This window comes from Hymenobacter properus (assembly GCF_015694735.1).
In the GTDB taxonomy this organism is placed as follows: Bacteria; Bacteroidota; Bacteroidia; order Cytophagales; family Hymenobacteraceae; genus Hymenobacter; species Hymenobacter properus.
Genome location: NZ_JADQDP010000003.1, coordinates 575,661 through 594,221 on the forward strand (window position 1 = coordinate 575,661; position 18,561 = coordinate 594,221).

Here is an 18,561-nt window from a genome sequence, read left to right on the forward strand (position 1 = left end):
AGAAAAAGGCCCTACTTGTGTAGGGCCTTTTTTGTGCAGCAGCAGAGCCGTTAGAATCTGTGAAATCCGTTCAATCTGCTTAATCTGCGGTTCGGACTACTTCTTCACGCCCAGGCCCACAATCCATTCGCGGATGGTTTCCAATGCGGCGGGCGAGAACAGGGGTAGCATTTCGCCGTTCATCAAGGTCCATTCGGTTTTGGGGGGCTGAAACAAGTGGTTGACGCCGGGCAGGCGCTTGGATACAGTGCCGCGGTTGATGCTACGCAGCTCCTTCTCCAGCGCGGTGAGATGCAGCTCGGCCGGAGCTTGCAAGTCGTTGGTGCCATTGAGCAATAGCACCGGGCAGCTCACCTCATCCAGTTCGGCGATAGGGTCGAACGACAAAAAATAGGTTCGCCAAGGCGTGAGCAGTTGGGCTGCCTGGGCCTGGGCCGCTTTGGCGTCGAGGTTGGGCTGGTCCTGCCGCATCATGTTGGCCACAATGGCCTGGGCCTGCGGGGTGCCCGTCTGGCGCATAATGTCGTACATGGTGCGCTGGCGCTCGTAGGCGGCCTGCACTTTCGCAGGGTCTATTTTCTGCGCCTTTTGCTCGTCTACCAGCTGCTGCAGTAAGGTCTGCTCGCCGGTGAGGCCATAGCCAGCGAGCGAGATAACAAAGGCCGGCGGCAGCGGCTTGCCAGCCGCCAGCAGGGCCACGTTGGCGCCTTCGCCGTGGCCTATCACGCCAATGCGGTTGATGTTGATTTCCAGCTGCGAGCGCAGGAAGTTGAGGGCGGCCTGCACGTCGCTCACCAGCATGGCGGTGGTGGCGGTGTTGGTGTTGCCCCCCGATTTGCCCACGCCCCGGTCGTCGTAGCGCAGCACGGCAATGCCCCGGCGGGTGAGGTAATCAGCCAGCGAGCCCATCAGATGGTAGTCGCCGATGGTGCCGTCGCGGTCCTGTGCGCCCACGTCGCTCACCAGCACCACGGCCGGAAACGGCCCTTTGCCAGCCGGAATGGTGAAGGTGCCGGCCAAGTTTAGCCGGCCCACGGGGTTGTTGAAGGTCACCTCCTCTTCGCGGTACGGCGGCGTGAGGCGCGTGCCCGGCCCCGTGACGGTGGGCATGGGGAAATAGTACAGGCGCACCGTCGATTTCTCCTGTCCCTGCGTCCAGGTACCGTTTAGCTCGCGCTTGGTGCGGTCGAAGCGGGCGGCAAAGCGGCTGTCGGCGCCCGGCATGCGCATCAGCACCGAGTCGCCGCGCACGGTCAGCTCGGTTTCCATGCGGCTTACTTTCTGGGCAGGCACGTCGAGGGCGGCAAAAAATTTACCGTTCGACAGCGGCACCACGCTGATGGTCACGTCCAGTTGCCCACCCAGCAGGGGCAGTTTTCCTTTCCACAAGCCGCCCAGGGGCAGCACCTCTTCAGCAGGCGTGCCGGCCGCCTTGGCTCCCCCCGCGCCTAGTATGCTCAACAGTAGCAGAACCCCGAGTAAACACTTTTTCATCCCGTATTAATGCAAATCCAGTTATGGCATCTGCAAGATACACAATAACTGCCTCATGCCCTAAAATCGGGCTTGTTCGCAACGCGCCAGCGGCAACTCAATAGGTCTGTAAAAACATCAATTTCATTCGCTATTATCATAATAAACTTATAATCAATAAAATGCTCTATATGCTTCGAAGCAAGCATAGGGCAGTAAAGCAAAAAGGCCCAGCCGTGTGCACGGCCGGGCCTCAACTAAGCTTGCAAACGCAATGAGCGGGCTACTTGGTGCGCACCGCAATTTCCACGCGGCGGTTTTCCTGGCGGCCGGCAGCAGTTGCATTGGTGGCGGCAGGCATTGCCTCGCCCATGGGCTCTACACTCACACGGCTGGCATCGATGCTGCCGTTGGTGACGAGGTAGTTTTTCACGGCTTCGGCGCGCTTCTCGCTCAACTCCTTATTGTAGTCTTTGTCGCCGCGCGAGTCGGCAAAGCCCATCACGCGCACCTGGCGGGAACTATAGCGCTGGCCAATGGAACCCGTAATCTGCTTCAGCGCTTCGGCGGCGGAGGGCTTGATGTCGGCCTTATCGGTGTCGAACAATATCTTCTCGTCTACGCTGTACACGTTGTAGGTGCTGTCGCCGCGCACACTCACGCCGGGCAGCGTGATTTCCTTGAACTTCACGTCGGCCAGCTTGGCCTTGGTCAGGTCCCAGGCATTGTCGGCGGCATCGGCGGCGCCGGCGGCCATGTCGCCGGCCGTCTGGCCGGTGCGCGCCATCACGGCGGTGTCCTGGCCGGCTTCGCTGAGCTGGTCTTTGGTTTCGGAGTGCTTGGTTTCGCAGCTGGCCAGCAGCGCCGTGGCGGCCAGCAGCGACAGGAGGGATTTTTTCATGGCTAGAGAAAGTAGGAGTAAAAGTGAGAACGAGCCCCATTACGCAACCAAGACAGCTATGTTATTTTTTTTAGAAACCCGGCTTAAAATTCAGTTTTTTTTGGGGGTACAATAAAATCGTTCAAGCATTATTTTTGTAGTAATAAAAGCCATTTTCAGGCATTAGGCGGCTGAATTTAATTTGCATTCAGCGGGCCGCTTATTGCGCTCAGTCAATGGTATTGATGATACTCTGGCTCAGAATTTGTAAATTTGCCAGTCGCCTTCCCATTATCTTATATTTGGCAATGATGAAACGCTTACCTCTTATCGCTTTTTGGGTTCTGCTACTATTGCCCGCGCTAAGCTGGGCGCAGGAGAACCGTATTACCGGCCGCGTCGTGGATGCCAAGACCAAAGACCCGGTGCCCTTCGCTTCTATTGGCCTGCGCGAAGAAGGTACTGGAGCTCTTACAAATGAATATGGCTATTTCCAGCTGGCTGGCTTGGAAAAGACCAGCCAAGACTCGCTGATTGTGATGACGTTGGGCTACGAGCGCAGTGCCGTGCTCATCAAGCGTGGCAGCACCGAAGACCTCATCATCGAACTGAAAAAGCGCGAGGTAAAGCTGGAAGGCTTCACCGTGAAAGGTGGCAAGGTGAAGAACTTAGAACTGGGTTCGAAGTCGAATAATCCTGGTGAAGGCATGATTCAGGGCCTGCCGGGCAGCCAGTATGCTTTTTTCGTGAAAAACGATAAGCAGAAAAAGCTAGGCAACGTGCGGACGGTGTCATTCTACATCGGCGAGAACGGTTTTCCGCGCGAGCCCTTCCGCGTGCGCCTCTACAAGGCCGACGGCAACTACAACGCCCCCAACACCGACCTGCTCACCGAAAACGTCGTCGTGTCGGCCTCGCGCGGCGGCGAGTGGTATACCATCGACCTGAGCAGCTACAACATCCCGGCACCCGAGGAAGGCTTCTTCGTGGCCATGGAATGGATTGTGGGTGGCGACAAGTTCTATACCACCAACTTCATGGACAACTACACGCCCTACGGCCAGATTATGCGCCCCACCTTCGAATACAAGGAAAGCCGCACCTGGAGCTATACCATCGGCAAGGGCTGGAACCTACTGACGCTGGCCAACGGCCAGGGCCGCCGCTACAACGCCATGATTAAGGCTGAGGTGGACATGATTAAGTAGTCTGAATCGCAGATTCTGCAGATTGAACGGATTGCGCAGATTCTAACGGCGCAATTTGCGACATAGAAAAGGCCCTACACGTGCGTGTAGGGCCTTTCTCTTTTATTCGTTTCGCAGAGCAAGAATAGTTAGGATAGTGCGGCAATGAATCTGCGCAATCCGTTCAATCTGCAGAATCTGCGGTTCAGACGCCGCTACTTCTTCGCTTGCGCTACAATCCATTCGCGGATGGTTTCCTCGGCTTCGGGCGAGAAGTTGGGCTGGGGCTGGCCGTTGATGATGGGCCATTTGGTGGCATCGGGCTGGAAGAGGTGGTTCACACCTTGCAGCTTTTTCACGGTCACGCCTTTGTTCTTGCTCAGGCCGTTTTTCAGCGCGTTTAGGTTGGCGTCGGCGTTGATGGTGAGGTCGGACGTGCCGTTGAGGAGCAACACCGGGCAAGTCACAGCCGACAGCTTCTCGATGGGGTTGAACGCCAGGAAATAGCGGTAGCGGGGCGAGGTCATCTCGGCGGCGCTGGCCTGGGCCGTAGCGTTGTCGATGGCTGCGTTGCTTTGCTTTAGCATGTTGGCCACAATGGCCTGGGCTTGGGCGTTGTCGGTGGTTTGCCGAATGATTTCCAGCATGGCTTGCTGGCGCTTGGTGGCGGCTTCAATCTGCGCATTTTCGGTGCCGAGCGTGCGCAGGGTGGTGGCCTGCTGCTGCACCACAATGTCGCGGCCGGGCAGGCCGTAGGCGGCCAGCGTCACCACGAAAGCCGGCGGCAGGGGCTGCGCGGCGGCTAGCAGGGCCACGTTGCCGCCTTCGCCGTGACCCACCAGGCCGAGGTGGGCCAGGTCGATTTCGGGGCGGGTGCGCAGGTAATTGAGGCCGGCTTGGGCGTCACTCACCAGGTCAGCGGTGGTCACGGCAGGAGTGCCGCCCGATTTACCGGTGCCCCGGTCATCGAAGCGTAGCACGGCCACGCCGCGGCGGGTGAGGTAGTCGGCCAGCAGGCCCAGGGGGGCGAAGTCGCCCACGGTGCCGTCGCGGTCCTGCGGGCCGGCATCGGAAAGCAGCACCACGGCTGGGAAGGGGCCTGGGCCGGCTGGGATGGTGAGCATGCCGGCCAGGCGGGTGTTCACGGTGAGGTTGCTGAAGGTGGCTTCTTCTTCGCGGTAGGGCGGGGTGAGGCGCACGTTCTTGGCGTTCATGGCCGGCAGGGGGCTGAAGGTGAGCGTCATGGGCACTTTGAAGCCGGGCGACTGCCAGGTGCCGGCCATCTGCTTGCCATCGGCCGAAACGCGGCCGGTGAAGCGGGTGGCCGCTTCTTCGGCATATAGGCGCACGGTATCGCCCTTCACCTCGGTTTTTACGGCCATGCGGCTCACCTTCTGCAGGGGCACGTCGAGGGTAGCGAAGTATTCGCCGCCGGTAAGCTTCACAAAACGGAAGATGACTTCGAGCTGGCCGCCGGGCACTTTCAGCTGGCCCTTCCAGAGGCCATCGAGGGCGGGCGCATCGGCAGCGGCCAACGGGGCGGTGCTCGGGCGGGCCCAGCCGTGATTAGCGATGGAGAAGCAGAATAAGAACGCGCCCAGGAGGCGCAGTAAACGATAGGTATTAATGGTCATAGCTTAAAGGAAGGGCAACGGAAATGCCAATGGCCCCCAAAGTTATCAGTAGCAAAATAAATATCCTGCCAATCTTTCATAGCGCCATCGTTTGCAGTGAAAAAGCCCTCGTTTCCGACCGGAAACGAGGGCTTTGCGATTGATTGGGCCTGGAGACTAGGCTGGCATCAGTGCCTGGCGCAGCCGCGATACCAATGCCACTTTTTTGGTAGTAGCGGCTTGCAAGATGGCCTGGGCAGCGAGGCGGCCGGTTTCGGCGGCCCCATTCATGTAGCCCTGGAAATAGGCGCTGCAGTGCTCACCGGCGAAGAACAGGTTGCCCACGGGCCGGCCTTCGGCGCCGGCTATGGTGGTGTACTGACCGGGGCGGTAGCAGGCATAACTGGCCAGCGTGAGCGGGTGGCTGGGCCAGTGGAAGCGTTCCACCTTGCCGTTGTACTGGGCCTGGGTGCCGGGCCAGGCAGCTTCCAGCGTGGGCAGGAAGCGACTTACCTGCGAATGCGGCGAGCCCGTGCCCATGTCCACGCCCACCTGGCCGCCTACAAACACGGTGTAGGCGCCGGCGGTGCCGGGCTGCAGCTGGCTGCCATCCCAGCCGCCCTGCGCGGCCTGGTCGGTGAAGAGGTAGCCGGTGTAGCCGTTGGTGCGCCAAGGACGGCTGTTGAAGCCCAGAAACAGCTTGGCGTTGGTGCCGTAGCCCAGGTTGTTGATGGCGTTGGTTTTCCAGGCGGGCAGGGGCAAGTTCAGGGCCACTTGGCGCAGCACGGTGAACGGAATGGTGAGCACCACCACATCGGCCGTGACGGTGACGGTGCTGCCACTGGGCTGCTGGAAGGTAAGAATGTATTCGTCGGCCGGCTTGGTGATGGCCGTGAGCTTGTGCTGCAGCGTGATTTGGCCAGCTAGGCGCTGGGCCAGGGCATCGGTGAGGCGCTGGTTGCCGCCCTGGATTTTATATCGTTCGTCGCTGATACCGAAGATGTCGAACGTGCCCTTGCGGGTATCGGGCGAGAACATCCACAGAAAGTTGATGGCCGTTTGCTGGTTGGCTTCGAGGCCGTATTCGGTCACGTAAGCCACTTCGAGCAGGGTGCGAATCATGCCCACCATCCCGATGGAATCGAAATAGCCTGAGATGGACAGCTGGTCGAAGGGACCGGCCGCACCGTAGTTGTCGAACACGATGGTGTTGGGCATGGCCCGCACGTCGTCGGTGATGCGGGCCACGTAGGGTTGGAAGGCCTGAATCACCTCCTGCAGCGAGTAGCGGCGGTTGTTGAGGAAGTAAGTGTCCTTGATAAGGGCCGTTTCGCTGGGGGCCTCCACATCGAGCAGCGGCAGGCCGAACTCCTGCGCCAGGTTCAGCATGTCGATGTGGCCGCTGTCGATGAACTCGCCGCCGAGCTCGGTGGTGAGGCCGGCGCCCATCAGGTTTTTGGCGGTGAAAATGCGCCCGCCCACGCGGCTGCCAGCCTCGTAGATGCTGGCCGTGATGCCGCCTCGCTGCAGCTTGTAGGCGCAGTTGAGGCCGGCCATGCCCGCTCCTACCACCACCACCCGGGCCGCCCCACCCTGAGCATTGCTGGCCTTGAAGGCCGTGAGGTCGGCGGCGGGCTCTACGGCTACGGTTTCGCAGGCAGCAAGCAGCCCTGTGGCCCCGGCCAGCACGCCGAACTTGGCGCCAGTGGCCAGAAAACGGCGGCGGCTGTGGTCTTCGGCCTGCTCAACAAGCTCCGCCACGGTGGGCGCGCCGGGCTGTTCGGCCGCCACAGCCAGGCCAAAGGCCTTTTGGAGGGAGCGCAGCAAATCGGTGCGGGCAGGGCGTGGCGTAGAAAATTCGTTCATATCGGGTGGGAAAAATGGATGGGATGAAGCATGTCAGAAGCCAAAGCTAATGCTTTATTGTCCAAAGCCATAGGATGCTTTCAGATAAAAAAATGCTCCATTGGCACCCATTTGCACCATCTGATAGGGCAGGATGTCGTGGTCGTAAGGGGTGGTCGAAACCGCGCCGCCGTTTTGCTGGGCAAAATATTGCTGGTAGGCGGCCATCGAGGCGAAGCCGTCGGGCGCGTGGCCGTTTTGGGCGGCTTGGAGCAGGTCGTCGGGGCGTACGTTGAAGAGGTTGTGGGCGCCGGCGGCCAGCATCAGGTTTTTGGCGGGCTTGTAGGTCAGTATCAGGTCCGTTACCGACTTGGGGCTGAACACGAGGTAGTAGGCGCCTTCGTCTAGCCCGTCGAAGTTGAAGTCGTAGAACGACACCTGGCCGAAGCGTGTGTAGCGCGCCGTGGCGCCCAGCTTGCGGCCCTCATAACCCACGCTGGCGAGGATTTTACTTTTGGGGCTGCCCGTGGTGATGAGCGAGAGCTGGCGCTGACCAATGAAGTTGTTGCCGGTAATGTCGTCGTTCTGAATGCCCTGAAACAGCGTGGGTACCTGCAGGCTGCGCAGCGTGGTGGCGTTGAAATTGGCGGCGGCGGTGAAGCGCAGCTGGCCGCGGCCCAGCGGAGTGCTATAGCTGCCCACCAGGTCGAGGCCGCGGGTGCGGGTATTCACGGCGTTGGCAAAGAACTGCACGCTGGTGGTTTGGGCCCGGTTCAGGGCCGCGTCGAAGGCCGGGGCAATGCCGGCGCCAAACTCGTTGGTGAGCGAAATACGGTTGTCGATGTCAATCTGGTAGGCGTCGGCGGTGAGCACCAGGTCTTTGGCTGGCGTAAACACCAAGCCGGCGCTGGCGTTGCGCGAGTTTTCAGCCTTGAGCTTGCCGATGCCCGCCACCTGGGCAATGTCGCTTTGGTTGTTGTAGATGCCCGAGTAGGTGGTGCCGCTGGCCGTGGGCAGCAGCGTGAGCTGGCGGTAGAGTTGCTGGTGCTGCGAGGGCGCCCGGAAACCGGTGTTGTAGGCCGCGCGCACGGCCAGGCCTTTGGCGGCCTGCCAGCGGGTGGTGGCTTTGTAGATGAAGGCCGAGCCGAAGTCGGAATACCGCTCGTAGCGCACCGCCCCGCCCACGGTCCAGGTTCTCACCACGTCGGCTTCCACGTCAAGAAAGCCGGCTGCGTTCTGGCGGCTACCCGAGATGGCCGACGTAGGGTCGAAGCCGATGAAGCCCTGCGAGCCGCCCGAGGCACCGGGCGCCCCGGCCTGGTAGTTCTTCCAGGAATTCTCTTCGCCGGCCACAATCTCATAAAAGTCGTTCCGGAACTCGCCGCCAAAAGCCACGTTGGTGCCCGCCAATATGTTGTCGAATAATCGGTTGGCCGCCACGTTGGTCACGGCCTGCGTAAACTGCAGTCCGCCCGCTTCGAAGGTGGTGGGCGAAGCGGCGCCCATCGATGGGTTCAGCGTGTTGCTCAGGTCGTAGCGCATGCGGTTGGTGCCCAAGCTCTGGCTCAGGTCTAGGTCCCAGCGGCCCAGCTTCAGGTCGAGGCCGGCCACGGCGCCGCCGTCGTGGATGCGGGTGTTGATGTTGGGCTGGTAGCCCAGGTCGAAGCCGGGCCGGGTGCCGAGGTCGGCGGGGTTGGCGCTGGGCAGCACCCAGGGCGCCACGGCCTGGCCGCGACGGAAATTGTAGGTGCCGAACGAGTAGAAGCGCGCCTTTTCCGAGAGTTCGATGCCCGCGTTGTACACGGCCCGGTAGTTGGTGATGATGGCGTCGCCGTTGCGCTGGCGGTAGTCTTTGGCCGTTTTGTGGTTGGCCAGCAGAAAGGAATCTTCGCTTGCCCGGTTGTTGGAGTAGATGGGCCAGGAGTTTAAGTCGCGGGTGTAGTTGGGGCTAGTGGTGTAGCCCCGGTAGTCCACCTCACCGGTCACGTTCAGGAAGCCTTTGCTGCCCAGCTTCAGGCCCTTGTTCAGGCTTACGGTGGTGTTGTAGCCAAAGCCCGACTGATGGATGCCGTTGTTCACCAAAATGTTGCCGCCGTGGTTGTCGCTTTTGAGGCTGAGGTTGATAACGCCGGCAATGGCGTCGGAGCCGTACTGGGCAGCCGCGCCGTCGCGCAGCACCTCCGCACGGTCGAGGGCATTGGCCGAGATGGTGTTCAAATCGGTGGTGGCGCTGCCGTAGGAACGGCTGCCCAGCAAGTTGATGAGGGCCGAGGTGTGGCGGCGCTTGCCGTTCACGAGCACCAGCACCTGGTCGGAGCCGAGGCCGCGCAGGGTGGCGGCGTCCACGTGGTCGGCGCCGTCGGCCGAGGTTTCGCGCACCGAGTTGAACGACGGCACCACGTAGTTGAGCAACTGCGTATTGTCGGTGCGCGGGGCCGTGAGAGCCAGCTCGCGCATGTCAATCACGTCAACAGGTGCTACCGATTCCAGAGCCGTGCGGTCGAGGCGGCGCGTGCCCACGGCCACCACGTTGAGGACCAGTTCCAGGGCAAAGTTGGCCGGCGTTTCACCCTTCAGGAACACATTGTTGATAACCTGTGAACGGTAGCCGGGCTGGCTGATTTGCAAGGCATAAGGCCCGCCGGTGAGCAGCTGGCTCATCATAAAATGGCCTTGTGCATCAGTAGTCGTTGCTCGCCGGATGCCGGTGGGCAAGTGCAGCACAGCCACCGTCACGCCCGGCAGGGCCGCGCCTTTTTCGCTGTGGATGTCGCCCGTTACGGTGGCAACGGCCGTGGCCTGGGCCCAGGCCGTGCCCTGCCGTCCAGCCAAAACCAATAGCAAAACCAGAAAAAAAGAAAGTCGAAGTGCTTGCATACAAAGAGAACTAGGTGTCTAATAATTAGAATTAATTCCAAAAACTGGACACAAAATTCTCCCTACTACCCGAGCGGGACACTGCTTTTTCGTCAGACGTGTGGATTTAGCCCACTAACGTCAGTTGAGGTCAGGCCAAAGCATTTACTGCCGCCAGCGGCGATTGGACATTGGCTTAGCCCCCCCCTTGCGCGTCGCTTACTCGCTCACAAACACCCGCTTCACCCGCTCGCTCACGTTGGTGAGCAGCTCGTAGGCAATGGTGCCGATGCGGCCGGCTAGCTCCGGCAGCGGCAGGCCTTCGCCAAATACTACGGCCACGTCGCCGGCCTGGGCGTCGGGGATGTGCGACACGTCCACCATGCACATGTCCATGCACACCGAGCCCACCAGCGGCGCCCGCTGCCCCCGAATAAGCACCAGGCCCGCGCCGTTGCCGAAGCGGCGGTCGTAGCCGTCGGCGTAGCCAATGGCCAGCGTGGCAATACGGCGCTCCGTTTCGGTGGCCACGCCGCGGCGGCCGTAGCCCACGGTATGGCCGGCAGGCAGAGTTTTAATTTGGGATATGGTGGTGCGCAGCTCGCTCACGGAACGCAGGGCGTCGGTGTCGCGGCCGCTGGCGTCTACCCCGTAGAGGCCGATACCGAGACGCACCATGTCGAAATGCGCGTCGGGGAATCGCAGAATGCCGGCCGAGTTCAGCGCGTGCTTAATCACAGGGTAGCCCAGGGCCTCCTCCAGTGCGGTGGCCATGCGGCGGAAGGCGGCCAGCTGCTGCTGCGTGAAGTCGTCGTGGGCGGGTTCGTCGGCGGCGGCCAGGTGCGTCATGGCGCTGGCCACGGGCAGGTGCGCGGTGTGGGTACGTAGGCGCGCCAGCAGGGCCGGCAGGTCGGCTTCGTCGAAGCCGAGGCGGCGCATGCCGGTATCGAGCTTGAGGTGGATTTTTGGTGCGGGCGAAGTCGTTTCGTCCAGGGTGCGGAAAGTGGCGAGGTACTCGTCCAGCATTTCGAACGAGTAGATTTCCGGCTCCAGACGGTAGTGGCGCAGCAGGTCGAAGGAGTCTGGCGCCGGGTTCATCACCATGATGGGCAGGCTGATGCCGGCTTCGCGCAGGGCGATGCCTTCGTCGGCATAGGCCACGGCCAGGTAGTCGGCCCGCTGGAATTCGAGCAAGCTGGCCACTTCGTAAGAGCCCGCCCCATAGGCGAAGGCCTTCACCATCACCATGAGCCGGGTGCCGGGCCGCAGCTGCCGACGGTAGTGCTGCAGGTTGTGGCTGAGGGCATCGAGGTTGACTTCCAGCACCGTGCCGTGCTGCTGCGCTTGCAAAGCCGCCACGATGCGCTCGAACCCAAAGCGGCGGGCGCCCTTGATGAGCACGACTTCGCGGGCAAAGTCGGCGGGGTTGAGCTGGGCCAAGAAGGCCTCGGTGGTGGGGAAGAATTCAGTTAAGAGCTGAGAGTTAAGAGTTAATAGTTGAGATGCCGGCTCATTCTCGCTTAACTCTTCACTCCTAACTCCTAACTGACTTATCTCCTCCCCTATTCCGATAAGGCGCGAGATGCCGGCGGCCGGCAGCAGGGCCGCTACCTGGGCATAGAGTTTAGCACTGCTCAGGCCCGATTCCAGCACGTCACTCAGGATGAGGGTGCGGCGGCCGGGCCGGGGCTGCCGGGCCAAGGCGTTGAGGGCCAGCGAGAGGCCGGCGAGGTCGTTGTTGTAGGTATCGTCGAGTAGGTAGGAATCGTGGCGGCCCAGCTTCATTTCCAGGCGCATTGCCACGGGGTGCAGGCGCGTGAGGCGGCGCTGAATTTCGGCCGGCTCCACGGCGCGGTGCAGCAGCACGGCCAGGCAGTGCAGGACGTTTTCTACCGAGGGCTCGTCGGCGAAGGGCAGGTTAAACTCGTGCGCGGCACCGTCGGCTGTGCGGGCGTGCCAACGGGTGCTGCCGTCGGAGCTGCCCACGGCGGCAAAATGCAGGTCGGCCGGTTGGTTGGGCTGGCGCGTCCAGCTGAAGCCAGGCAGCTGCAGCTCGGCCACGGCGGCGCGCACCAGCGGCTGGTCAGCGCAGTAAAATAGGCGCTGAAACTGCGGGCCTTGAAACAGCTGCAGCTTCTCGCGCAGCTTCTGCTCGTGGGAGACGAAACCGGCGTCGTGAGCGGTGCCGAGGTTGGTGAAGATACCTTCCGTAGGTTGGATAACCTGCGCCAGCCGCGCCATCTCCCCCACTTCCGAGATGCCGGCCTCGAAGATGCCCAGCGTGTGCAGCGCCGGGTTCAATTCCCATACGCTCAGGGGCACGCCTACCTGCGAGTTGTAGGAGCGCGGCGAGCGGCAGATGGTTTCGTCGGGGCTCAGCAGCTGGGCCAGCCACTCCTTCACAATGGTTTTGCCGTTGGAGCCGGTGATGGCCAGCACCGGGCCGGCAAACGCGGTGCGGTGGGCGGCGGCCAGGGCTTGCAGGGCTGCCAGCGGGCTGGGCACGGCAAAGACGCCGGCGCCCGGGTAGGAAGCCAAGCCGCCGGGCAGCTCGTGCGCTTCTCCAACCACGAAAAGGCGCACGCCCTGGGCGTAGAGCGCGGGCAGGTAGCGGTGACCGTCGTGGCTGGGGCCGCGCAGGGCGAAGAACAGCGCCCCGGCGGGCAGACCCACGCGCCGGCTGTCGAGCAGTAGGTGGCGGACTTCGGCGGCCGGGTCGGCGGGGGCTTGCAGGAGGTGGCCGGCCAACAGGCCTGGCAGCGAGGAGAAGGCGAACACAGCGCAAAGGTCGGACTGGCGGGGGAAAGCGCGGCTAGCAAAGCAACGGCCAATCAGGGAGCGGCATCATTAATCCGGCGGCGTAGAGTTAGCCAGGTTTCGCTACTATTGCAACACCAAATGTTTTCATTCACTTTTTCTGCATTTTTCACCTTACCCGCTTACCTATGAGACAGTTTACCCATCTTGGCCGGTGCCTGCTATGGGCGCCGGCGGCCGCTCTCGCACTTAGCGCGTGCAGTCCCAAAGCCACTTCGGTAGCCACGGCATCTACAGCGGCGTCAGCGAGCAGCGCGGCGCCGGCTACTACGGCTGCGGCACCCGCCCCCAAGCCGGCTCCCGCCGGGCCAGCCTTCCAGATTCCGGTGGAGTACTACACGCTGCCCAATGGGCTGAAGGTGGTGCTCTCGCCCGACCACACGGCGCCCACGGCCACGGTGGCGGCCTACTACGGCGTGGGCTTCCGCACCGAGCCGCGCGACCGGACGGGATTTGCGCATTTGTTTGAGCATCTGATGTTTCAGGGCTCGCAGAATCTGGGCAAGAACGAGTTTATCGGGCTGATTCAGAAGAACGGCGGGGCGTTGAATGGCTCGACGCGCTTCGACTTCACCAACTACTTTGAGGTGGTGCCTAGCAACAAGCTTGAAACCATTTTGTGGGCTGAGGCCGACCGCATGCGCGGCCTGGCCATCACCCAAACCAACCTGACCAACCAACAGGGCGTGGTGAAAAGCGAGGTGCGCGTGAACGTGCTCAACCAGCCCTACGGCGGCTTTCCGTGGATAGATATGCCCATGAAAGCCAACAAGAACTGGAACAACGCCCATAACTTCTACGGCGACATGAGCGACCTCGACGCCGCCAATCTGGCCGATACGAAGTCGTTTTTCAAGACCTACTACGCCCCCAACAACGCCGTGCTGGCCGTGGTGGGCGACTTCGACCCCGCCGAAGCCAAGGCCTGGGTGCAGAAATATTACGCCGCCATTCCCAGCGCCCCGCAGCCGCCCAAGCCCGACATCGCGGAGCCGCGCCAGGAGCAGGAGCAGCGCTTCTCGAAGGACGACAAGCTGGCCAACAAGCCGGCGCTGGCCTTCGGCTACCACATGCCCGAGCGCAACACGCCCGAGTACTACGCCATGATAATGCTCGACCAGATTCTGCTGCAGGGCAACGACAGCCGCCTCTACCAAGCCCTGGTGCAGAAGCGCGGCTACGCCAGCAACGTGAGCGGCGGCATCAACTACCTCGGCAACCAGTTCAACTACAACGGCCCCATGCTGTGGATGGGCGACTTGGTTTTCGACCCCGCCGTGCAGGCGGACTCGGTGGTGCGCGTGCTCGACCAGGAAATCAACAAGCTCAGCAGCAAGGGCATCGACCAAGCCACGCTGGACCTAGCGCTGGTGAAAATTCGCTCGGCGTTCTACGACCAGGTGAGCGGGTCCGACAACTTTGGGCGAGCCGATTTGCTGGCCTCGTTTGCGCTGTTTGACAACGACCCCAGCCGCATCAACCGACTTGAGGGCGAGTTCCGCAAGGTGACGCCGGAGCTAATGCAAAAGACTATTCGCGAGTACCTGCGGCCCACCAACCGCACCATCATCACCGTCAACCCGCTGGCCAAGAGCTAGCTTTAATCAGACACAAGTATTGAGTATTCAGTATTAAGACAATGGACTGATGGTCAAAGCACTGCCTTTCTCCAGTCTTGATACTTGCTACTTGCATCTTACTACTTACTTATGAAGAAGCTAGTTCTCAGGTTGCTCAGTGCGGCCCTCGTTACCGCAGGCGCCCCCGGCGCCCACGCCCAAAAGGCGCCAACCAAAACCAAGCCAGCCGCCAAGCCCGCTACCCGCGCTGCCGGCGTAGCTAAGGCCGTGGCCGCTCAAGCGCCCGCCACGCCCAAGCAGGCCCCGCCCGAAGGCAGCAAGCCCCGCGATTTTGCCTTGCCGGCCAAGGAAGATTTTACGCTTGATAATGGCCTGAAGGCGCGGCTGGTACCCTTCGGCCAGGTACCCAAGGTGAGCATGCTGGTGGCCATCCAGGCCGGCAACGTGCACGAGGCGGCCAACGAGGAATCGGTAGCCGACCTGCTGGGCAAGCTCATGCAGGAAGGTACCGCCAGCATGACGGCTACCCAATTGGCCGAGCGCGTGGCCCGCATGGGCGGCTCGCTCTACATCTCGGTGGGCCTCGACCAAACCGTGCTCTGGGCCTCCTGCCTGAGCGAATACGCGCCGGAGCTGGCCACCCTCATGGCCGACGTAGTGCAGCATCCGGCCCTGCCGGCCTCGGAACTGCCGCGCTTGAAGAGCGACTTGAAGCGGCAAATGGCGCTGTCGCGCGCCCAACCCGGCACGCAGGCTCGCATGAAATTCTCGCACGCCATTTATGGCGACCATCCGTACGGCCGCGATTTGCCTACCGATGCGCAGATTGATGCGCTGACGCTGGAACAGGTGCAGAACTTCTATAAGAACCAGTTCGGGGCGCAGCGCACCAGCGTGTACGTGGCGGGCAAGTTTGATGCGCCGGCTCTGCGCCAGGCCATTACCACGGCCTGGGCGGGCTTCCCACAGGGGCCGGCGCCGAAAATCGACATCGCCAAGCCGCTGACCAAGGGCGACCTCTTGACCCAGGACCGGCCCGGCGCGCCCCAGTCGACCATTGTGGTAGGGCTGCCAGTGGTGGACCCGAGTAACCCCGATTACATCCGGTTGCGGGTAATGAACTCGCTGCTGGGCGGCTCGTTCGGCTCGCGCATCACCCGCAACATTCGGGAAGACAAGGGGTACACCTATTCACCCTACAGTTCCATTGGCACGCACTACCGCACCGCCACCTGGACCGAAACCGCCGACGTGACCACCGGCGACACCGGCAACTCGCTGCGCGAAATCATGAACGAAGTGGAGCGCCTGCAGAAAGACGCTCCCTCGGCCGACGAGCTACGCGGTATCCAGAACTACGAGAGCGGCATGTTTGTGCTGCGCAATTCCACGCCCGATGGCATCATCGGCCAGCTCAACACCTTGGACCTGCACGGCCTGCCAGAGAGTTTCCTCACCGAGCAGGTGAAGAACATCAACGCCGTGACGCCCCAGCAAGTGAGCCAGGCCGCCCGCAAATACATCCGCCCCGAAGCCATGACCATTGTGGTGGTGGGCGATAAAAAAGTGGTGGACCCGCAACTGAAGAAGTTTCAGGCAGAGCGCAAGAAGCCGCTGTAAGTGGGGGTTGCTTTGGTTTTGGAAACGGCGTTTCGAGGAATCGGGACGCCGTTTTTTCTTTCAGGCGCTCGACCTCGCCTGCTACTTTGATGTCACCAACTCATAGCCCAAGCTAATATTGCTCTCGAAATTATAACCCCAGCTTATATTTGCTGCATGAATTTGCAGCAGCTCAGCTACGTGGTAGCCTTGGATACGCACCGCCAATTTGGTCTAGCTGCCGAGAAAAGCTGCGTGAGCCAACCCGCTCTGAGTGTGCAGGTGCAAAAGCTGGAAGAAGAATTGGGCGTGCTACTTTTCGACCGCACCCAGCGCGGCGCCGAGCCCACAGCCATTGGGGCCAAAGTCATTGCCCAGGCCCGGCTGGTGCTGCGTGAGGCCCAACTGCTGCGCGAGCTGGTGCAGGTGGAAAAGGGCGAAGTGGTGGGCGAGCTGCGGCTGGGCGTCATCCCCACACTGGCGCCTTACCTTGTGCCGCGCTTTCTGGTAGGCCTCACGGCCGCCTACCCCGACCTGCGGGTGCGGGTAGAAGAGCTACGCTCCGAGGAAATCATGCAGCAGCTCAAGGAGCACCGGCTCGACGTGGGCCTGCTCGTGACGCCCCTCGATGACCGGCAGCTGCACGAGCTGCCTTTGCTGAACGAGCCGTTTTTGCTGCTGGCTTCCGAAACGCACCCGCTGGCCGCCGCCGCCACCGTGCGGCCCTCCGACCTGCGCCAGCCCGGCCTGTGGCTGATGCAGCAAGGCCACTGCTTTCGCAACCAGGTGCTGAACCTGTGCGGAATGGCTTCGCCCGCTGATGCGGTAACTTATGAGAGCGGCTCCATTGAGACACTGAAGGAGCTGGTACGTCGGCACCACGGCTACACGCTGGTGCCGGAGCTGGCCGTGCTCGACGAGGTAGACGATAATCAGTTGCTTAAGCGGTTTGCCGAGCCGGCGCCCGTGCGCGAGGTGAGCCTGGTGGTGCACCACGGCTTTGTGCGGACCACCCTGCTCACGGCCCTGCGCGACCTCATCCTGGCCAGCGTGCCGGCCCGGCTGCACGCCACCAGCGCCGGGGCGAAAGTGCGCTGGCGATAAGCTTCGGCTTCTCGCCTTCGCCGTTGACTGGCTTGACGGCCGGGCTACCTTTGCCGCTGGCCGTTTGCCGCCTTCTGCATGTATTTCAATCGAATCCTGTTTGGCCTGAGCTTGGCCTCCCTGTTGGTGGGTTGCGCCCGCCGCCCCACCAAGCTGCCGATTTACGACGTGGTTATCAACCACGTCACCATTATCGACGTGGCTACCGGCAAGCTGCAGCCTAACCAGGTGGTAGCCATTGCCAAGGGCAAGATTGTGCAGGTGCAAACCGCCGACAAAGACAGCTATGCCGCCAAGCAGTACGTGAACGGCAACGGCCGCTACCTCATTCCGGGCCTGTGGGACATGCATGTGCACTTCCGGGGCGGCGACAGCCTGGCCGCTGCCAACAAGAAGAGCCTGACGCTCTACCTGGCCCACGGCATCACCACGGTGCGCGACTGCGGCGGCGACCTGACGCCCAGCATCCGGCAGTGGCAGCAGGAAATGGCCGCTGGCCGCATCGCCGGTCCGCGCATCTTCACCTCGGGGCCCAAGATTGACGGGCCCGGCGCCTACTGGCCCGGCTCGCTGGAGGTGGAAACGCCCGCGCAAATCAGCAAGGCGCTGGACTCGCTGCAGTGGCTGAAAGTAGACTTTGTGAAGATTTACGACAGCAAGATTTCGGGCGAAGCCTACCTGAACACCATTGCGCAGGCCCAGCGGCGCGGCCTGAAGACCACTGGCCACATGCCCTACTCCGTGACGCTGGGCGAGGCCGTGAAGCGCGGCCTCGACGCCACCGAGCACCTGTACTACGTGTTCAAAGCCTGCTCCGGTAAGGAAGACAGCCTAACGGCGCTGGTGCGCGCCAGCCTGAAGACGCCCAAGCCACTGGGTCTGTTTGCCATACTGCCGGCCGTGTACGATACCTACAGCCCAGACGCCGCCAGCCGCATTTTCAAGCTGATGGCCAAGCGCCGCACGGCCGTGGTGCCCACGCTCTACATCGGCCAAACCCTGGCCGGGCTGGCCGACAACGACCACGCCCGCGATACCCTCCGCGCCTACATCGACCCGAAGATTCAAGCCACTTATGCGCGCCGACTGGCCAGCGCCCGGCAGCAGCCGCTGGCGGCCCGGGAGTTCAGCAAAAAGCTCGAAACCAAGTTCAGGAGCCTGGTGCCCCAGATGCAGGCGGCTGGCGTCAGCATCCTGGCTGGGTCCGACAGCGGGCCGTTCAACTCCTTTGTTTATCCGGGGGCTTCGCTGCAGGAAGAAGTTATTCTGCTGACCAAGGCGGGCCTCACGCCCTTGCAGGCCCTGCAGGCGGCCACCATCAACGGCGCAAAGTTCATGGGCGTGGCGGAGCAAACGGCGGCCATTGCCGTGGGCCGCGATGCCGACTTGGTGCTGCTGACGGCCAACCCGCTCGAAAACATTGCCAACATCCGGCAGATAGACGCCGTGGTGTCGCGCGGCAAGGCCTACCCAGCCGCGGCGCTGGCCAACATGATGCGTGCCATCCGGAACCGCTAAGCGAGAGAATGAAGCGGGGCGTTTGGGCACGGAATTAATTCGGGATTAAAAAGATAGAAGAGGAAATCCGAACGAGATAAGGCCGACGT

General features: G+C 62.0%; 11 protein-coding genes. 5 read left to right on the forward strand and 6 right to left on the reverse strand.

Going from position 1 to position 18,561, the window contains the following annotated elements; genetic code table 11:
• Positions 1 to 96: 96 nt before the first annotated feature.
• Both I2I01_RS14375 and I2I01_RS14380 read right to left on the reverse strand, forming a co-directional pair.
• Positions 97 to 1,494, reverse strand: a complete 1,398-nt coding sequence (locus tag I2I01_RS14375) for an alpha/beta hydrolase family protein (RefSeq protein ID WP_196287174.1) — start codon at positions 1,492 to 1,494, stop codon at positions 97 to 99.
• 262 nt (positions 1,495 to 1,756) lie between these two features.
• Positions 1,757 to 2,374, reverse strand: coding sequence for an OmpA family protein (locus I2I01_RS14380; protein WP_196287175.1), 618 nt, complete (start codon positions 2,372 to 2,374; stop codon positions 1,757 to 1,759).
• Positions 2,375 to 2,664: 290 nt separating this feature from the next.
• Between I2I01_RS14380 and I2I01_RS14385 the strand changes: the two genes are divergently transcribed.
• A complete protein-coding gene (locus I2I01_RS14385; protein ID WP_196287176.1) occupies positions 2,665 to 3,561 on the forward strand; it encodes a carboxypeptidase-like regulatory domain-containing protein in 897 nt (298 codons plus the stop codon).
• Between the two features lie 194 nt (positions 3,562 to 3,755).
• On the opposite strand, the gene I2I01_RS14390 is transcribed toward I2I01_RS14385, so the two are convergent.
• The 4 genes from I2I01_RS14390 to I2I01_RS14405 form a co-directional block, all read right to left on the reverse strand.
• Positions 3,756 to 5,174, reverse strand: a complete 1,419-nt coding sequence (locus I2I01_RS14390; RefSeq protein WP_196287177.1) for an alpha/beta hydrolase family protein — start codon at positions 5,172 to 5,174, stop codon at positions 3,756 to 3,758.
• Between the two features lie 156 nt (positions 5,175 to 5,330).
• The gene (locus I2I01_RS14395) at positions 5,331 to 7,019 is read right to left on the reverse strand and encodes a flavin monoamine oxidase family protein (RefSeq protein WP_196287178.1); all 1,689 of its coding nucleotides are present in this window, start codon (positions 7,017 to 7,019) and stop codon (positions 5,331 to 5,333) included.
• 54 nt (positions 7,020 to 7,073) lie between these two features.
• Positions 7,074 to 9,875 (reverse strand): TonB-dependent receptor, encoded by a 2,802-nt coding sequence (locus I2I01_RS14400; protein ID WP_196287179.1) that lies wholly within the window; start codon positions 9,873 to 9,875, stop codon positions 7,074 to 7,076.
• 198 nt (positions 9,876 to 10,073) lie between these two features.
• Positions 10,074 to 12,632 (reverse strand): bifunctional UDP-N-acetylmuramoyl-tripeptide:D-alanyl-D-alanine ligase/alanine racemase, encoded by a 2,559-nt coding sequence (locus I2I01_RS14405; RefSeq protein ID WP_196287180.1) that lies wholly within the window; start codon positions 12,630 to 12,632, stop codon positions 10,074 to 10,076.
• Between the two features lie 167 nt (positions 12,633 to 12,799).
• Between I2I01_RS14405 and I2I01_RS14410 the strand changes: the two genes are divergently transcribed.
• The 4 genes from I2I01_RS14410 (at position 12,800) to I2I01_RS14425 (ending at position 18,472) form a co-directional block, all read left to right on the forward strand.
• Positions 12,800 to 14,269: a M16 family metallopeptidase gene (locus I2I01_RS14410; protein ID WP_196287181.1), complete on the forward strand. Its 1,470-nt coding sequence runs from the start codon at positions 12,800 to 12,802 to the stop codon at positions 14,267 to 14,269.
• A gap of 111 nt (positions 14,270 to 14,380) precedes the next feature.
• Entirely contained in the window at positions 14,381 to 15,871 is a 1,491-nt protein-coding gene (locus tag I2I01_RS14415; RefSeq protein ID WP_196287182.1) for a M16 family metallopeptidase, read from the forward strand.
• A 156-nt stretch (positions 15,872 to 16,027) separates the two neighbouring features.
• Positions 16,028 to 16,954, forward strand: a complete 927-nt coding sequence (locus I2I01_RS14420; RefSeq protein WP_196287183.1) for a hydrogen peroxide-inducible genes activator — start codon at positions 16,028 to 16,030, stop codon at positions 16,952 to 16,954.
• Between the two features lie 78 nt (positions 16,955 to 17,032).
• A complete protein-coding gene (locus tag I2I01_RS14425; RefSeq protein WP_196287184.1) occupies positions 17,033 to 18,472 on the forward strand; it encodes an amidohydrolase family protein in 1,440 nt (479 codons plus the stop codon).
• Positions 18,473 to 18,561: the final 89 nt, after the last annotated feature.

Coding starts and splice junctions, on each gene's coding strand:
- I2I01_RS14375 (WP_196287174.1), bottom strand. CDS start 1,494: ATGAAAAAGTGTTTACTCGGGGTTCTGCTACTGTTGAGCATACTAGGC.
- I2I01_RS14380 (WP_196287175.1), bottom strand. CDS start 2,374: ATGAAAAAATCCCTCCTGTCGCTGCTGGCCGCCACGGCGCTGCTGGCC.
- I2I01_RS14385 (WP_196287176.1), top strand. CDS start 2,665: ATGAAACGCTTACCTCTTATCGCTTTTTGGGTTCTGCTACTATTGCCC.
- I2I01_RS14390 (WP_196287177.1), bottom strand. CDS start 5,174: ATGACCATTAATACCTATCGTTTACTGCGCCTCCTGGGCGCGTTCTTA.
- I2I01_RS14395 (WP_196287178.1), bottom strand. CDS start 7,019: ATGAACGAATTTTCTACGCCACGCCCTGCCCGCACCGATTTGCTGCGC.
- I2I01_RS14400 (WP_196287179.1), bottom strand. CDS start 9,875: ATGCAAGCACTTCGACTTTCTTTTTTTCTGGTTTTGCTATTGGTTTTG.
- I2I01_RS14410 (WP_196287181.1), top strand. CDS start 12,800: ATGAGACAGTTTACCCATCTTGGCCGGTGCCTGCTATGGGCGCCGGCG.
- I2I01_RS14415 (WP_196287182.1), top strand. CDS start 14,381: ATGAAGAAGCTAGTTCTCAGGTTGCTCAGTGCGGCCCTCGTTACCGCA.
- I2I01_RS14420 (WP_196287183.1), top strand. CDS start 16,028: ATGAATTTGCAGCAGCTCAGCTACGTGGTAGCCTTGGATACGCACCGC.
- I2I01_RS14425 (WP_196287184.1), top strand. CDS start 17,033: ATGTATTTCAATCGAATCCTGTTTGGCCTGAGCTTGGCCTCCCTGTTG.